The sequence below is a fragment of the Streptomyces sp. NPDC058525 genome (assembly GCF_042719495.1).
GTDB lineage: Bacteria > Actinomycetota > Actinomycetes > Streptomycetales > Streptomycetaceae > Streptomyces.
In genome coordinates this window covers 78,029-95,234 of sequence record NZ_JBHXNP010000013.1, presented here as the reverse complement: position 1 = coordinate 95,234, position 17,206 = coordinate 78,029, and the positions used below count along the sequence as shown (strand labels likewise).

General features: G+C 69.1%; 6 protein-coding genes (1 of these 6 only partly in view). 4 read left to right on the top strand and 2 right to left on the bottom strand.

Features of this window, described 5'->3' with window-relative positions; all coding sequences use genetic code 11:
- The first annotated feature begins 321 nt into the window (after positions 1-321).
- Both ACFWP3_RS09850 and ACFWP3_RS09845 read left to right on the top strand, forming a co-directional pair.
- Positions 322-1,296 carry a ParA family protein gene (locus ACFWP3_RS09850; RefSeq protein WP_384218213.1) on the top strand — a complete coding sequence of 325 codons (975 nt, stop codon included), beginning with the start codon at positions 322-324 and terminating at the stop codon, positions 1,294-1,296.
- Positions 1,297-1,601: 305 nt separating this feature from the next.
- Positions 1,602-1,967, top strand: coding sequence for a hypothetical protein (locus tag ACFWP3_RS09845; protein WP_384218211.1), 366 nt, complete (start codon positions 1,602-1,604; stop codon positions 1,965-1,967).
- A 387-nt stretch (positions 1,968-2,354) separates the two neighbouring features.
- On the opposite strand, the gene ACFWP3_RS09840 is transcribed toward ACFWP3_RS09845, so the two are convergent.
- Both ACFWP3_RS09840 and ACFWP3_RS09835 read right to left on the bottom strand, forming a co-directional pair.
- Complete coding sequence (locus tag ACFWP3_RS09840) at positions 2,355-2,774, bottom strand: hypothetical protein (RefSeq protein WP_384218208.1); 420 nt, start codon at positions 2,772-2,774, stop codon at positions 2,355-2,357.
- A 46-nt stretch (positions 2,775-2,820) separates the two neighbouring features.
- A complete protein-coding gene (locus tag ACFWP3_RS09835; protein ID WP_384218206.1) occupies positions 2,821-3,504 on the bottom strand; it encodes a helix-turn-helix domain-containing protein in 684 nt (227 codons plus the stop codon).
- Between the two features lie 1,461 nt (positions 3,505-4,965).
- Between ACFWP3_RS09835 and ACFWP3_RS09830 the strand changes: the two genes are divergently transcribed.
- Both ACFWP3_RS09830 and ACFWP3_RS09825 read left to right on the top strand, forming a co-directional pair.
- Positions 4,966-5,451: a hypothetical protein gene (locus ACFWP3_RS09830; RefSeq protein ID WP_384218203.1), complete on the top strand. Its 486-nt coding sequence runs from the start codon at positions 4,966-4,968 to the stop codon at positions 5,449-5,451.
- A protein-coding gene (locus ACFWP3_RS09825; protein WP_384218201.1) for a UvrD-helicase domain-containing protein crosses the window boundary here: on the top strand, positions 5,451-17,206 show its beginning. Its footprint extends 15,325 nt past the window's final position; only the first 11,756 of its 27,081 coding nucleotides appear in the window; its start codon is at positions 5,451-5,453; its stop codon lies beyond the right edge, outside the window. Before ACFWP3_RS09830 ends, ACFWP3_RS09825 begins: the two co-directional genes overlap by 1 nt.

Genomic DNA, 17,206 nt, shown 5'->3' with positions numbered 1-17,206 from the left:
ACGTCTAGTGCGCTAGACCCCGTGCACTACGGTTCGCTAGGGCCGATGGCTGACTTCCACGGCTGTCGTGTCGTTTCCGAGCGGGATCTCAGGCTCGATTCGCCTGCCCCCGAGACGTGACACGCGGTGCGACCTTCCACCTCCTACCGCGTGCAGCTTGACGCAACGTGTACTCTCCTCCCTTGTGGTTGACCCTGCGTCTGCTCGCGCCTGCAGCTCGGCGATCAGGTGTCTCATGCGGCGTGCACAATAGATCCTCGCGTGATCTGGTGCGGGCCGTTGATAACACGTCACGTCTCATGAGAAGAGGAGGATTCGGAGATGGCAACGACGACACTTGAGATCGCGGACATTGGTCCGGCCTGGAACGCCTTGCAGCGTCGGCTCGCTGCTGGGCCGTCAACTGCACGCCCTCGCAAGCGTTTGGTCATCATTAACGGCAAGGGGGGTGTGGGGAAGTCGAGTCTGGCTGCCGCTCTCGCCGTCACTTGCGCGGCTATCGGGCGTAAGGTTGCCCTCGTCGAGCTGGATCCGCAGGGGAACAACGCGGAGGATCTCGGTTTCCTTGGCACCGACTTCTTCGACAACGGCCAGGCGCAGGTTGACGCGATCCTCAACGGCAAGCGCCTGGTACCGACCGGCGAGGTGCGCGAGAACCTGTACGTGATTCCCGGCGGCGATCTTCTGGAAGAGATCGTCGAGGAGCTGTACATCCAGAAGCGGGCCTACCGCGACAACGAGGACCCCCTCGCCAGGGACGCATGGATGGGCATGTACGCAGCTGCCCTCGAAGACCTCGACGACGAGTTCGATCTGGTCATCCTGGACGTCGCCCCCGGGTATGAGACTCTCCAGCTACAGGCGCTCACTGCGGGGGACATGGTGATAATCCCCGCCAAGAGTGACCCCAGCTCTCGCAAGGGCCTTAGGACCGTGGCCCGGCGTATGCTGCGGGCGAGGGTACATAACCCCTCCATCACTCTCCTTGGCGTTGCACTCTTCGGCGTCAACTCCAGCGCGAAGAAGGTCCTCGGGAACATTCGCGAGTTCTTCGAAGGTGATCTTCGGGGCATCGCAGAGGTATTCTCAACTGCGATTCGGCACGTAGAAGCGGCTGCGGTTGCTTGCCGGACTAACGGGCTGGTTCCGCAAGAACTGGCCACGCGGACAGACCGCGGCGTCGACCCTTCCGTCATGCAATCCGTGACCAACCTGGCGAAGGACTACCGCTCGCTCGCCATGGAGGTTCTGTCGGCGATGACCAAGGCGAATAACACCGGAGGTGCGCAGCAGTGACTGCACAGCAGGAGAGCAACAAGCGGGGAGGGCTCCCGGAGGACGACGCTGACCTCGCTGCCCTCGCTTCGAGTGCATTGGGTGCGTCGCGTAGCGGGACTGCAGCGGCTACCGCTGGGCCTCCGGCGCCGGCCGGTGCCGCACCCCCGCCCCCTGCTGCTCGACCCGCTCCCACACCGGCTGCGGCACCCCCGCAGCCGCGCACGGCCGAACCTGCGCCGACACCCACAGCACGCGCCGAGGCAGCGACCACGGATCCGACAGCGGCCGACGATCGTTTCACGCAGGTGACCTCAGTCGTCGAAGTGAGCGTTGTGGAACGCTTCCACGCGTACCAGCTGGACCAGAAGGTCAGGACTGGGTCCGAGCCGTCCAACACTGTGGTCGTCTTCCAGGCCATCAACGCGGCCGTCCGGACCAACCGGCTGGCGGAGCTCAATGAGGCCCCGGCGGACGACCCTGAGGACTTCCTCGCGATCCACGCCCCTGGTCGGCGCACCTCGCGAGAGCGCCGCAAGACGGACCAGCTCTCGTGGCGACCGACCTTCGGGCAGCTCGAAAAGCTCGATGGCGTGTGGCCGGCCTACTTCAAGGATCGGTCCCAATTCGTCAACGCGGTCCTCGATGACTTCCTGCCTGCAGCCAAGCGGGCAAGACGACCCAAGAGCTAGGCAGCCCGGTCTCGGCTTGCCGAACTGCTCGCGGATCAACGGCGCAGTCCAGCGCCGCTGCACTCCACGGCTAGCGACGGCAACAGCGGCCCGAGGCTGGGATCCCCCAATGGACGTGAGCTCGCAGGGATGTCCCCCTCCCCGATCGTTCGGGAGGGGGACATCGCTGCCTACGAGCTCACGCGGAGCACCCAGGCGGGTAGAGCTCCGTCTCTCGACCCGGCAACGAGGAGAGTGCTGTAGCGGCTCGCTCGGTAGTTGGCGGGGGACGGACTGGGGCACAGCGTGCGCTGGGCAGACCTGGGTGCGCGCCGTATACTGGAGCTCACGTTGTTACTCAAGCGCGAACGCCCCGCCGGTTGCCGGCGGGGCGTTCTTTGTTCTGGTCTAGGCGACCCGCAGATCGGGGCTGCCCTCAGCCGGGGGGACCGTCTGGTACTCGGGCAGGTTGAGGCCGACGAGCCGGCCGGCCTTCATGTCCAGAAGGGCCTGCCGCCAACCAGCCTCCATGGCCTCCGAGCTCTCATACTTGGCTGCGAGGGGATGGAGACAGTAGGTGTTGCCCTTCTTACCAACCCCGCCAGGTGCGCGCAGGACGATGTTCAGCTCGACGAGCTGCTCCAACATGGTGCTCACCGTCGACGGGACGACCTTGTACTCGATGGCCATCTGTTTCTGAGGAACAGGTAGGGCGCCCCCGAACTCGCTCCGGTAGACCAGGTAGTGGAGGAACTTGACCGCGGCGGCGCCGATGGGAAGGGCCCAGATCCGTTCGCTCACGAGCGGGGAGAGGACGGGGATTGCCATCAGTCGGTATCTCCTCGATCACGTCGTAGTTCTCTTCGGTTGGGTATCACCCGGCAACGTCTCGTTTCGTCGGGCGGGTGTCGAGGTCTGGGAAGTCGAAGGTCTCCTGGTGCGAAAGGTTGCCAGGGCCGATCCGGTACGGGAAGCCGTCGGGGTCGTTGTCGTGATCTGCGGCGATCTGCTCCAGAACATCCCGTTGGGCGTCGCTATTACCCGAGAACCAGAGGCGCACGTTGAGCTGGATGCGTCCATATCCTGCGGTCTCCAGCCAGCCATATTCGCACAGCGACTTGACTGCTCGGTTGACGGTTGGGCGGGTGATCGGCTTGCCACCAGGTTGCTTGCTGACCTCCTCGTTGAGAGCGTCGGTGATCTCCTGCTGAGTGAAGGAGGCTACGCCCGTTCCGCGCTTCTGGCCGCTGGCAACGTACAGGAACACGGCAACTTGGGACCTGGTGATGCGGTTGGCGATGATCAGCTGGGCGAGCTTCGAGGTGAACCAGTTGCTTGCGAGGCTGTAGCCGTCGCCGCCCGCCATGTCGTGGGTGGTGGTGGGCTGGTCCTCGTAGTCGATACGGATCTGCTTCACCTTGCGTGGCGACCGACTGCTGGCCCTCCTGGGTGCCGGCGTCGCGATGCTCGAGACCTGGCCCATCTTGATGGCCAGCGTCGCCATGACGTCCTCAAGGAGAAAGTCATCGCTACTCGACGGCTCGGTGGGGGTGTCCACGGGCCGACGCGGTCGACGCGTCGGCGGTTCAGGCGTCACTTGTACCTCCTTGTTACTCAAGCGCGCCTGAGCTTAGCTCAGGACTTCGGCTCAGCCGAAGTTTTGGGGCCGGTTCGCGTGTTGATTTTCGCTCGTCCAAAACTTCGGTTGAGCCGAAGTCCTGGACAGGTCGAGCTGGTCCGGCACCGCCGTCTGAGCACTCCGGCTCGATGACTTCGACTCATCAAAATTCTGCGAGGATCTCGAGGCCGTAACTTCGAATGAGCCGAAGTTTCTGTAGCGCCAGAGCGCACACACTGCGTCAAGCTGTCTGCGTCTACCGGGATGCTGGCGGTGAGGGTGCGCACGTTTGACCTGCAGGTTCCCGATCCGTGTGATGGGCGTTCAAAACTTGTCCTCAGCCGAAGTCTTGCGCGAAGTGTGCTGAGCGCGTTAACACTTCGGACCCCCAAGTGTGTCGGCCAGGCCATGCGCGACCTCGGAAAACCGCAGGTCAGAGGGCTGCGGCGGTTCGCGTCTCTTATAAAAGAGGCGCGCGGAATCGAGGGCCTGGGGCCCTCACCCCCTTGGGGCCGTGCAGTCTTCCTCACCAAACCTGAGCTTCCAGCCCCGAAAACAGGGCGTCTCTGCACACGAGGTGAGTCGCCTGGCGAGGTGGCGCCCTACTTCCCGCGGACCCTGCCCAATTCGCTGCTGTCAGTGGCCGGGGAGGCACGGACACGCTAAGTGCAGAAGCTGGGCCCCACGAACCCCCTTCTCTCGTGCAATAGCTATACAACCCTCAAGTGCCTCGGCGTGCTGTGCCGTCTCGGCGCATTGATGCACCCAGCAGGCACCCACCGGATCACTCCACGACTGTGCAGCCGGCGTCCTCGTACAGGGCGGGGAGGCCGCGTCCACGCTTCATGGCCATCATGCCCACTGAGGGCGCCCTGCGCCCGAGGGGTGCGCGTCCGACCGTTAGGGAGGTAAGCGCAGGGCGTGATGGGGGGCGGGTCCAGGGCGCCAAAGCGCCTGGCGCTGGGGGTCTGGGGGGCGAGTAGGCCCCCGGTAGGGGGTGTAGGGGGCGACGCCCCCTACCGGGGTCGGGGGCTGGCCCCCGGGGTGCGGGTCCAGGGGCCGCTTGCCCCTGGCGGGGTCCAGGGGCAGCGCCCCTGGGATATCCACGACCTTGAGCTGGCCGACTGCCAAGACCAAGGTGGAGACAGACGTCTGCATTGACCTGCCCGTCTTCGACGCGAGTCCTGACTCTCGCTATGACAGGCAACGACCTCATCGCTTTCCCGCAGCGGGGGACCACTTCCAACTTTGCCAGCCTTCCGCTCCCGCTCCGCGGAACGGATTTGCTCAAGTCCGTTCTGGACCCTCGGCACCTCAAACCATCGGCTCTGGTAGCGCAGAAAGGATTACGCACGACCTCTGATCGTCCTGCGCTGCCCATGGAATGTGGGGAGCGGTGGAGTGAATCAGTACGGACGGATCGCGGAGCAGCACTGGCGGGAGCACCGGCCTCAGAGTGTTGCCGGTCTCGCCGATCCTGAGGAGTTCTTCACCGAGCTCGGTGTGGACGTCCAGCTCGAGGTACAGGCTCGCTGGTCAGGCGAGCGTGTGGCGGTGCCGCCGGCGTCGCTGAGGGAGTCCTACCTGGAGCGGGTGGGGCGACTCCAGCAGTCGCGACTGGAGGTGGAGGGGGAGGTCCTTCGCGAGCTCGTGCTCCTGCCGGCCGAGGACGACGAGGACCTGGGCGACGACCCGTTCCTGTCTCCCGAGGAGGCGGCTGAGGAGCAGTGGCGCGAGTTCCACCTGCTGGAGCTGATCGGTGGCCGGAGCCGGGCTGCAGACTTCACCGCTGAGGAGCGTCAGCGGCTTCGGGCGGGGGCGGTGCCTCGCCTCTTGCAGTTGGCAGGCCTGTCGGATGAGGTTCTGCGCGCCGAGGGGCTGCTGTAGTGGCGGCCGACCAGGGCGCGTTCCGCCCCGAGAGCCAGAACGACCTTGCTCCCGCTGCGCCGATGGCCCGCCTGGAGGCGAACCTTGTTGCCCTGCGGGTCCTGCGGGTGCTCCAGGCCGAGGACCGGGCGGCGACCGAGGATGAGCGCCGCACGCTCGCGCGGTGGTCGTCGTGGGGGGCGCTGCCCAACGTCTTCGACCCGTCCAAGGAGCGCACCAAGAGCCGCCGTGCCCAGTACGAGGCGGCTCAGGCTGAGCTGCTGGAGCTCCTGAGCGAGGCGGAGTACGCCCAGGCCAGGCGGACGACTCTGAACGCCCACTACACCGACGCGGCGTTCGTGCAGATCGTCTGGCGGGCGTTGCAGGCTCTCGGCTTTAAGAGCGGGCGCGTACTGGAGCCCGGCAGCGGGGTCGGCGTATTCATCGGCATGGCTCCCGACGGCGCCGAGATGACGGGCGTCGAGCTGGACTCCGTGACCGCGGCCATCAGCCAGGCCCTGTACCCGCAGGCGCGGATCCGCAACGAGGGCTTCGAGAAGACCCGGATCAAGCCGGGGGAGTACGACGCGGCCGTCGGCAACGTCCCCTTCCACGCCGCGCGGCTGACGGACCCCCGCCACAACCCGGGGAACTTCCCCATGCACGACCACTTCATCATCAAGGCCCTGGAGGCCGTGCGGGTCGGGGGACTGACGGCGATCATCACGTCCACCGGCACCATGGACAAGTCCTCGAAGGCCGCCCGCGCGGAGATGGCCGAGCTCGCGGACCTGGTTTGCGCGATCCGGTTGCCCAACGGGGCGCACGCCGCGGCCGCCGGCACCGACGTCGCCACGGACCTGCTCGTGTTCCGGCGCAAGGCCCCCTCCCACAAGAAGCAGGGCGCGGCCTTCGCCAAGACCCAGGAGCAGACCGTCGACGGCAAGTCGATGGACGTCAACGCCTACTTCCTGGCCCACCCGCAGAACGTGCTCGGGACGCTGCAGCCGGGCCGGGCCCGGGGCGGCAAGCACCGGCCGGAGGTCGCAGCCAGCGGGGGTGACACAGCTGCAGCGCTGGAGCGGGCCCTCAGCAGGGAGATCGCGGCCGCGGTTGAGGCCGGCCTCGTCATGACGGACAACCCGGTCCGGCGCGAGGAAGAGGTAAGAGGGCCCGACGCCTACGAGCTGTTCGGCAAGGACGCCGAGCGCTTCGACGGTCGGATCGTCCCGCTGCCGGACGGTTCCTTCTGGTCGGCCCGCATCCAGGACAGCGAGCCCCACGCCTGCCCCAAGACCCAGGCAGAGGAACTCACGGCGCTGCTGGAGATCCGCGACGCTGTTTCCGCTCTGCTCGATGCCGAGACCACCCCCGACACCGACGAGGGCTGGCTGACGTTCCTCCGCTCTCAGCTCAACGTGCACTACGACGCGTACGTCGGTAGGTACGGGCCGGTCAGCCGCTTCACCCGCCAGGAACGCACGCGCAAGCCCACCTGGGAAGACCTGCCCGAAGAGCTGTCCGAGCAGCTCATGGACGCCGCCCTCGACGTTTCCGGGCGCCTGGGGTCAAACCAGCAGGCCGTCATCGACAACCTCGGCGACGGTGTCCAGGCCGACGACGACCTTGAGGTCCTGCTCAAGTGGGACCCCGAGAAGGCTCCCGCCACCCTGCGCGAGCCGCTGGCCGAACTGCGCCGCGTACGCGACGAGCTCAAGGACACCGGCAAGCTCAGGGTGTGGGCGCAGGTGCCGCCGAAGCAGGGCGGCTTCGCCGACGACCCGCACTCCGCCCTCGTCTACGCCCTGGAGGAGTTCGACGAGGAGACCGGCACCGCGCGGAAGATGGAAATCTTCACCCAGCGCGTGGCCGCACCCCGCCAGATTCCTGAGCGGGCCGACACCCCGGGCGAAGCCGCGGCGATCAGCCTCGACCTGCACGGTGAGATCCGCCTCGACGTCGTCGCACGCCTTCTCGACCTCGAAGGCCCCGACCAGGCCCGCTACGCGCTGGGCACCACCGTCTTCGAGGAACCGCACACCCGGCGGCTCGTCCTTGCCGCCGACTACCTCTCGGGCAACGTCCGCACCAAGCTGATCCTGGCCAGGGACGCCGCCGACATCGACCCCCGCTTCCAGGTCAACGTCGACGAGCTCACCCGCGTGCAGCCCGCCGACATCCCGCCCCATGAGATCCGCGTCAAGCTCGGCGCCCCCTGGGTCGACGCGGTCTACGTCCAGGAGTTCCTGCGCGACACCCTGCGCGACGAGTCGATCAAGGTCGAGCGGGCTGCCGGGTCCACGTGGACGCTGTCCAGCAGCCGCGAGAAGACCGTGATGACCACCAAGGTGTGGGGCACCGAGGAGATGAACGCGGTCCAGATCGCGACCGCCCTGCTCAACCAGCGCCCCATACGCATCGTCCCGAACTTCCCCGAAGAGGCCACCCGCGCGGAGAAGGCCAAGCTCCGGGCCGAGGCGATGACCGCGACCACCATCGCGAACAAGCAGGCCGGCAGGCTCAACGACGCATTCCGCGCCTGGCTGTGGAAGGACCCCGAGCGCGCCGAGTCCCTCGCCTCGCTCTACAACCAGCGCTTCAACTCGATCGTCCTGCGCAACTACGACGACGTCCCCGAGATGTCGTTCCCCGGCCTGTCGACGGCGTTCACACCCCGCCAGCACCAGCGCGCCGCGGTGGCCCGGATCCTGAACGAGCCGGCGGCTCTGCTCGCCCACGAGGTCGGAGCCGGCAAGACGCTCGAGATGTCCATGGGCGCGATGGAGCTGCGGCGCCTCGGTCTGGCACGCAAGCCCGCGATCGTCGTGCCCAACCACATGGCCGAGCAGTGGACCCGCGAATTTCTCCAGGCCTACCCGGGCGCGAAGGTCCTCACCGCGTCCACCAAGGACCTGTCCACCCGGCGCAAGCGGAAGCGGTTCGCGGCCAAGGCCGCCACCGGCGACTGGGACGCGGTCATCATGACCTACGGCGTGATGCGGGCCATCCCGCTGTCCGCCGGCGAACACCAGAACTACATCGACAGCCAGCTGGCCAAGTTCGAGGAGGACCTGCAAAAGCGGCGCGCCAAGCTCATAGCCGCGGGCGAGGACCCCGAGAAAGACGACACCGTCAAGGAGGTCGAGGGCAAGAAGCTCGTCCGGGAGCAGGCGCTCAAGCAGCGCATGCGCTCGATCGCGGACTCCGGCCTGTCCTGGGAGCAGCTCGGAATCGACTACCTGTTCGTCGACGAGATCCACAACTTCAAGAACCTGTACAACCCCTCGAACAACGCCGGGCTGTCGATCGCCGGGTCGATCCGGGCGACCGACCTCCACATGAAGCTCGAGTACATGCGGCGTCACTTCAAGACGAACCGCGTGATCACCGGGGCGTCGGCCACCCCGGTCGTCAACTCCATCGCCGAGGCGTACGTGTGGATGAAGCTCCTGCGTCCCGACATCCTCGAAGACGAGGAGCTGGACAACTTCGACGACTGGGTCGCCAACCACGCCGAAGTCGACACCAAGATCGAGATCGCGCCCGAGGGCGGCCTGCAGACGAAGTCCCGCTTCGCCCGGTTCACGAACATGCCGGAGCTGCTGACGGCCTGGTGGGTGCCCACCGACGTCAAGACGGCCGAGGACCTGGGCCTGCCCACACCGGAGGTCGTCGGCGGCGGTCCGCAGATGGTGCACTGCCCGCCCACCAGCGTCCACGCCGAGATCGCCGAAGTGGCCAAGGAGCGGGCGTCGCTCATTCGCTCCCGCGCGGTGGACCCGAGCGAGGACAACATGCTCAAGCTCGCGTCCTGGATGCGGCAGGGCGCGCTCGACCCGCGGCTGATCGGCTACGCGCTCGAACCCGACGAGGTCACGAAGATCTCCATCGCCGCCGACAAGATCGCCGAGCTGTACCACCAGCACAAGGACGACGTCTACCAGGGGCCCGACGACGAGGTGCCCGACGAGCTGCCGGGCAGCCTTCAGCTGGTTTTCGCCGACCTCGGCACCCCCTCGAAGGAGGCCCTCAAGCAGGGCAAGTGGACGGTCTATGACGGCCTGTTCATGGAACTGGCGGCCCGCGGCGTGCCCACCGACGGCATCCGCTTCATGCAGGAAGCCAAGAGCGACCGTGAGAAGGCCGCGATCTTCCGCGACTGCCGCAACGGCAAGGTGTCCGTGCTGATCGGCAGCACCGAGACCATGGGAACCGGAACCAACGTCCAGCGGCGCGCCATCGCCGTGCACCACCTGGACTGCCCGTGGCGGCCCGTCGACCTCCATCAGCGCAACGGCCGCGTCGTCCGGCAGAAGAACTTGAACTACCACCTCGGCCGGCCCGTCCACGTCTACAACTACGTCACCGAGAACTCCTTCGACGCCTACGTGTGGCAGCTCGTGCTGGGCAAGGCCAAGTTCATCCAGCAGCTGATGAGCGGCAAGATCACCGACCGCACCATCGAAGACATCGCCATGGACGACCTCGAGCACATGCTCGAAGCCGTCAGCATCGGCGCCGGCGACCCGCGCCTGATGGCCGTCGGCACCCTCACCAACGAGATCCTCGGCATGGAGGCCGACAAGCACGCCCACAACGCCGCCCAGGAAGGTCTGCGGTACACCATCCGCACCCAGACCCAGCTCGCCGAGCAGCTCGAAATGAACATCGGCCTGCTCACCTCCATCATCGGCGACGGCACCACGCCCGGCACGCGGCGCTCCACCCGCGACAAGAACTTCCACATCACCGTGGACGGCCGCACTTACACCAAGCGCAAGGAGGCAGCCTCCGCACTGGCCTACGCCCTGACCGGCGCCATGGACGAGCTGAAGGGCAAGCCCCACCACCTGCCCATCGAAGTCGCCGTCCTCGGCGGTGTGCCCGTCTTCGCCCGGCTGGACTTCTTCGACCTGAAGCTCAACTTCGGCGTCGGCAAGGACGTCGACGTCGACCCCAGGAAGCTGCGCAGCGAACCCGGATCCGTCTCCGGCACCCTGCAGTCACTCGAACACCGCCTCGCGCACCTCGAAGACGACCTGGCCCTGGCCAGGAACGCCCGCGCCGACGCCCTCAGCGAGATCGAGAACGCCGAAGCCCACCTCGGCGGCGAGTTCCACGACGATGACAACCTCGCCCAGGCCAAGGCGGAGCTGGCCGAGCTGATGGCCGCACTCGAATCCGAGGCACCCTCCAAGGGATCGGGCCCCGAAGGTGCCGTGCCCAGCTACGCCACGGCCGGCGCCGACGGCGCGGCCGTGGGATCCAGCGGGGGAGGAGGCGGCTCCAGCCGCCGCTCCCGCCGAAGCACAGGCGGGGGAGGCGGTACCTCCGACGCAGCGGACGGCACCGACGGCGAACAGGAGGAGCAGGAGACCTTCCCGCACTACACCGACCGGCTCGGCACCTTCATCGCCGAGCGCCTGCTCGCCGAGGCGCTCACGGCAGTGCTCCAGACCCACCCCGGCCTGGCCACCACATCCGGCGGCCGCAAACTGGCAGCCGCGGTCGAGCGCCTGGAAGATGAGAGCCGCGAGATGCGCCAGCAGCGCCTGGCCGGCAGGCCGCTGACACCGGCCGCCGCGATCGTGGCGCCGCACCTTTGGCGGCAGACCATCGCCCAGGCAACCACCGCGCTCGGCCGTAACCCGGCCGCGACCGACCTCAAGCGGCTGGACCGACTCGCCGCACTCCACGAACAGCGCTGGAACGCCACGCTCGCCAGCACCGAAGCGCTGGCCCGCTGGGAGGACTCCACAGAACCCCAGACCGACCCGGGCGGCGCCGACGACGGACGCGAGTACGTCCGGCTCGACGACCTCTCCCTGGACGGGAAGTACCTGCTCAACAACGAGCCACTGGCAGCCCACGCTCTCCTGCGCCGTCTCATGGACGCCAGCCCCGCCGTCCTGTCCGCTCACAGCCAGGGCCGCCTCCTCCTCACCCGGCTCCGGGACGGCGGGCGCTGGGAAGCCGTCTCCAACGACGCCCGCGCCACCGGCCTCGCCCGCCGCACCGCGACACCCGGCGCCGAGACAACCCTCCCGCAGGCACCCGCCGAGCACGCGCAGGAGGCTGTCGCAGAGCAGCCCGTGTCCACCGGGCCGCAGCCCGTCGTGGCTCCGAAGACCACCACACCCGACCCGACGCCGCCGTCGCCCCAGCCGGCGCCGCCGGCGCCGTTTCCCAACCAGCGGGAGTGGACCCGGGCGCTCCACCTGGTCGAAGCGGCCGAGATCACCCTGAAGTCGGCGTCCCACAAGATCTGGGACCTGTACAACGTCCCTGCCGCCTTCAACCGCCTGCGCCACAACCTGTATGCCGCGATCGCCGCGCACGAGGACCGCGGCTTCCACGATGCCGAAGCAGCCCTGACCGCCTCACTGGAAGAAGCCGAGCGGCTGCTGCGCACGCTCAAGGGCCGCGACCGCACGACCATGCACGAGCCGCTGCAGGCCTTCGCCACCCTGACTCGGGACTTCCTCGGCCGGCACCGCGCCACCCTGTCCCGAAGGGACGTCGAAGACGACATCGCGCACCGTATCGATGCCCAGTCCAGGGCCGAGACGGAGAAGTTCATCCGGGAGTGGGCGGCCAACAACCAGCCGCTCATCGAGGCATTGGACCGCGGGGACGAAGAGACCTTCCGCGCCCTGGTCGCGAAGGCCTCCGCCGAGGAGAACACCCCCACGCCCGAACCCACATCCGTGCCGACTCCCGCCCCCGCGCCAGAGCCCCCGGCGGCCTACCCGCAGCCTGCAGACACCTGGGCTTTCGGGGACGTTCGCCCCGATCCCTACGGCACCAGCGCATTCGACACCCCTCAGTCATCCGCGCATCGCCTGCACGACCGCTACGAGAGCTGGTCGCAGGAGAACGCCCAGAACACCACCGAGGCGCTCCACAACGCCCTGGCGGACTTCCATTCGGACTGGGCTGCGGTCCAGGAGGTGCCTGACGAGGACTGGGCCGGCCAGCTCATGGCGTACACCCGCGCCGAGCGAGCCACCTATCGTCTGGCCGCCCACCCTGACCTCGACGGGTGGGCGGCGGGGAAGCTGCGCTACCTGGCCCGGAGCGCGGCCACGCACACCGAACGCCTGGCGCACACCCCGCCCGCAGACATGGCACAGGAGCCGCTCGAGACCATGGCCGAGGGCCACGAGCCCTACGCCACCGCCGAGGAGATCGCAGCCGTCCTGACCGCGATGGAGAACGCGGTCCGGCGGCCGAACAACCTGGACGGCACGGCGAAGGCCGGCCCGTCACTGAACCAGGCACTGCTCGCTGCCGCCCGCACACCCCAGACCGTGGCCGCGCACCTGATGGCTATGAACGGTCTGGTCCGTGCCACCCGAACGGCAACGGGCACACTGCCCACCTACGTTGGGCGGCTCGCCGCGACGCTGCAGGCCGATCCCGACCTCGCCGAGACCGCGTGCACGGCCGGTCCCCGCCCCGTCACGGTGGCCTACCGCGACCTGCCTCCGGCGCCCCCGTTCGCTACGGCCGACGGAGCCCAGGACACACCGGGCCTCGAAGCGGCTCACGCGTCGATCGTCAGCTGGGCGCAGCGGGTCGCCGAAGCAGCGCGGCCGCACAGGTCCGCCCGGGAGCGGCAGCTCGCCCAGCTGTCCCAGGCGGTCCAACGCCTTCCCCTCCAGTCCCCCACTGGGCAGATCGATGCCGCCTGGCCTCACCTTCTGGCGGCGGTCGCCGCTCTGTCCGAGCAGGTGAGCAAGGAGTGGAACGACGAGGGGTGGAGCCCCGTCGCCAGGCAGGATCTCCCCGCCCTGGGCACTGCGGCGACGGACCTGGCCCGGCGCCTGCACGCGACCCTGATCGAATCCGACGGCCAGCTCGACGACGAGCTCGCCGCCCTCACGGCCGAAGCCCTCGCTGACCGGCAGCTGCTGGCCGCCATGGGCATTCCCGCATCCCCGCTCACCGCGCACGCCGCGGTCCCGTTCGCTCCTGCCCTGGTCGACTGGCTGCGCGAGCGCGCCGAGGTGATGTCCCCGCTGCTGCGCCACGCGCTGACCGCGGACACCACCGGCACCGGCTGGGTCGGTTCCTTCGGGCGCCTTGCCCACGCCCTCGCCCAGCGGGCCACCGGCGAAGCCCCGGCCCGCGCGGGCGGACGGCTTCCCCTCCCTGGCCGGTGGCAGCACCACGCCGCCGACGTCCACGAACTGCTCGACCGTGCCGCCGCCGACGACCGCCTCCCCGCCTGGGTGGTCAGCAACAACCCCGACAAGGTCCGCAGCACTATCCGGGACCGGGTGGGCGACCTCGTCTTCCAGGTGGTGGAGAACAGGCCCGACGACGCCTTCGCCCACGCCTACTTCGACGCGCCCGACGCCAGCGAAGTCCTGGTCGCCCACGTGACCGCCCAGACCGCCCAGACGGCACGGCTGGCCATGCTGCCCGACCCGGCGACGCTGTACGCGGTCCGGCGCGGCACCGACCTGCTCGTTGTCCGCGGAGCCGACCTCGAAGAGGTTCTGGGCAAGGGACACACCCTGCACATCCCGCAGGACGGCGCGGACGGATGGACCCTGGGAACTCCGGAGCGCAAGAACGGCGGCACCATCGCCGCGCTGCCGATCCAGGACGAAGCTGGCCGCTTCACGGCCGCCGCGGACGGTCTCACCCCCGACGCCGCGCAGGCGCTCCTCCACGACAACCAGCAGGACTGGCCTGGGCTCCTCACACTCGAGGCGCCCCTGCAGGCCGCCCTCGTGGCCCACGCTGCCACCGCACCCGCAGACACCGGCCAGCCCGTGCCGGCCGCGGGCGGCCGGGTGGGCACAGTTGGCGAGCCGGATGCGGGGGAGCGACCGGCAGACGTCCCCGCCACCGGGCCGGACACCCCCGGCACCGCCGAGAGCGCCGACACGGCGCGGGTCCTTGCGGACGGCTCCCTCGACCAGGCCCACCCCGACGTCGCCGGCGAACTCCAGGCGCTCACCGAGCAGGCCCTCGCCGACGACGAGCTGATGGCGACGGTGCGGTACACCTCCTCCGAGGCGGGCGTCCTGCCGTACGCGCCGGCCCTGTGGCTGTGGCTGCAGGACCGCGAGGACGCCATGTCGCCGCAGCTGCGTGACCTGCTGTCCAGCAACGTCACACCCGTCGCGCTGGTCGGCGACTTCGGCGCCCTGTGGGAGCGGCTGCTCGACGCCGCACCGCCCACCGGCAGCGCCCCTGATCCTCTGCCCGAGGCGGGCATCCCGGTGCCGGACGCATGGGCCCAGTGGCCGGGCGAGGTGGCGGCGCTGGCCGATGCTGCCAGCAGCGACATCGACCTGAGGATGCGGCTCGCGCCCGGCCGCGATGAGAACCCGGACGATCTCATCGCTGTCTGGACCGAGCATCACGCCGGGCGGCACGCCCAGGACACCTGGCCCGCCACGATGCTCGCGCAGTACTTCGACGAGAACCCCGCCCCCAGCGACATGCTGCACGAGTACCTGCGCACGGAGCTCGCCGCGCGTCTTGCCGCAGCCGAGCCTTCCATCGCGCCCGGCACACCGACTGCGGCCGCCATCCCCGCGGCGGCACTGGCCGCTTGGCGCCTGGCCGATCCGCAGGGCATGGGCGAGAGCGAAGAGCCCTACCCCGACCAGGCAGCCGCCCGTGAAGGGACCCTGGCGCTCATCGCGGCCCTGGGGGAGTGGACCCGCACCTGGAGCGGCGGCCAGTACCGGGTTGAGAAGGCGATCAAGGAGATCGCCGACCGGGCGGCAACCAGCCTGTGGGCCGACGCCCTCACCGGCCAGATCGGCACGCACGCCGAAACGGCGCAGCTGACCCGGCAAGTCGCCGACCTTGCCAGCGAGTTCCTCCTCCAGCTCGAGGAGGACACCCGCAACCACACCACCGTCTTCCGGCTGGCCGACGCGGCCTACGACTACGCCGCCCGGATGCACGCCACGACCGTGGCCCTGGGAGACGGAACCTGGTCGGCGGGCAGCGAAGCCGGCGAGCAGCAGCGGGCCCGTGAGCTCGCCCAGTCCATCGACCGGCAGATGCCTGCCTCGCAGCTGCTGCGCCGCACCGGCGCCGACACGTGGGACGCGGCGGCCACCTACACCGCGTCCGAGATATACGCGCTGGCCATGAGGGCCGGCACTGCCGCGCCGGAATGGGAGACAGGCGGCCTCACCCTCGGCCTGGGCGACGATGAGCGGCTCGCCCTGGAGCCGGTCGGTGAGAGCGCGTCGATGGCCCTGGACCGTCGCATCCCCTTCCGTCCGACACTGCAGGAACTCGCCGAGGCTATCGACGGTGCAGTCAGCGGACCGCTGACCACCGAAGCTGAGGTCGACGCTGCCGAAACGGCGCTGGAAGCACTCCGCACCGCCACGCTGTCGCACCTTCGGGACCACTTCCCCGACCGGCAGCAGTTCCAGGCGGTCGAGGAGCGGCTCGCCGGAATCGGCAGCGGCTACTACGGCTGGCAGGAACAGGCCGTGAACGCCGACCGCCTTGCCGACGCCGCCCGCCAGGTGCGGCGGGAGCTGGAGGACAACCTCGGCCGGCCCAGCTCCCGCCACGCTGCCGTACCCGCTCACCACGCGCTGACGCTGCTCGCGAATGCAGCCGACGACCTCAGCGGGAAACTCCTGCCGAACCTTCCCCTGGCCCGGTCCGGCATGCAGTACGCCGAGGACGGGTTCCTGCGCGATCAGCAGCAGATCACCGCACTCGCCTACCTGCTGCAGCACCTGCCTCACCCCGACGCCGCACCCGTCGAGCAAACCCGCCAGCTCGTGGAGGCACTGCGCATTCGCGATGGCCACCACGGAGTCGGCGAGTTCGCCGGTGAGCTGCACCGGCACAACCTTGTCGCCGACGCGGCCAAGGCCCTCGCCGAGGCCAGCAGCGGGAGCCGGACGGAGTGGGCGCAGAGTCTGCACGATGCCGCCCGACACCACACCGACCGGATTGCCCGCCACCTGGCATGGGCGAAGGCCGAAGGGCAGCAGGCTCCCTCGCGCGTCCCGCGGCGGTCGGCGGCCGCCCCGCAGGCTCCCACGACTGCCGCCTACCCGCAGGCGGACGCCGCGCAGGGCGAACTCCTCGACCTTGTCCGCCAGGTGGTCGCCGGGGACGACGAGCCGCACCGCATCGGTCTGGCGCCCGTGGTTCTGGCGGCCCTGCTCGATGCCCAGGACCGCGGTGTCGTCTACAGCGACCACGTCGCTCTGCTGGCCTTCGCTGAGGAACTCCGCGACTCCGTGGAGTTCCGGCGCCGCCGCGGCGGCGGCAGCGAGACACTGGCGGGGGCAGCGCACGTCGCCCACCGCCACGCGGCGATCCTGGCCGAGGCCGCCCGCGACGCCGAGCCGGCCCTGCACCTGGCCCTGCTGGAACTGCAGCGGCGAGCCCAGTCGGATCCGCAGCTGATGGTGCACGCCGAACCCGGCGCCGAGCCCGCACAGGCTCAGCGAGCCTTCCGCGCTTGGCTCGACGGTTCCGCCTGGCAGGAAGGCCTGACTGACGATCAACTCGCACTGCTTCAGGCAGTGATCGCCCGCACCGGCCCCGCGGTGGGCGACGGCCCGCTCGCGGTCATGTGGGAGCAGGTCCGCGCGGCACGGCCCAGCGCCATCGCCGCGGCCTTGGCCGCCGAGTTCCCCCAGGGCACGGTCCGCAAGTCGATCACCGCCTTCCGCAACCGCCGGGCGCCGCTCATGACCCAGGTGGCACTGGTACTCGCCCTGCCTGCCGTACGGGAGCACCTGTCGAGCCCCCACCTGGACGAGCTCGG

Coding starts and splice junctions, on each gene's coding strand:
- ACFWP3_RS09850 (WP_384218213.1), top strand. CDS start 322: ATGGCAACGACGACACTTGAGATCGCGGACATTGGTCCGGCCTGGAAC.
- ACFWP3_RS09840 (WP_384218208.1), bottom strand. CDS start 2,774: ATGGCAATCCCCGTCCTCTCCCCGCTCGTGAGCGAACGGATCTGGGCC.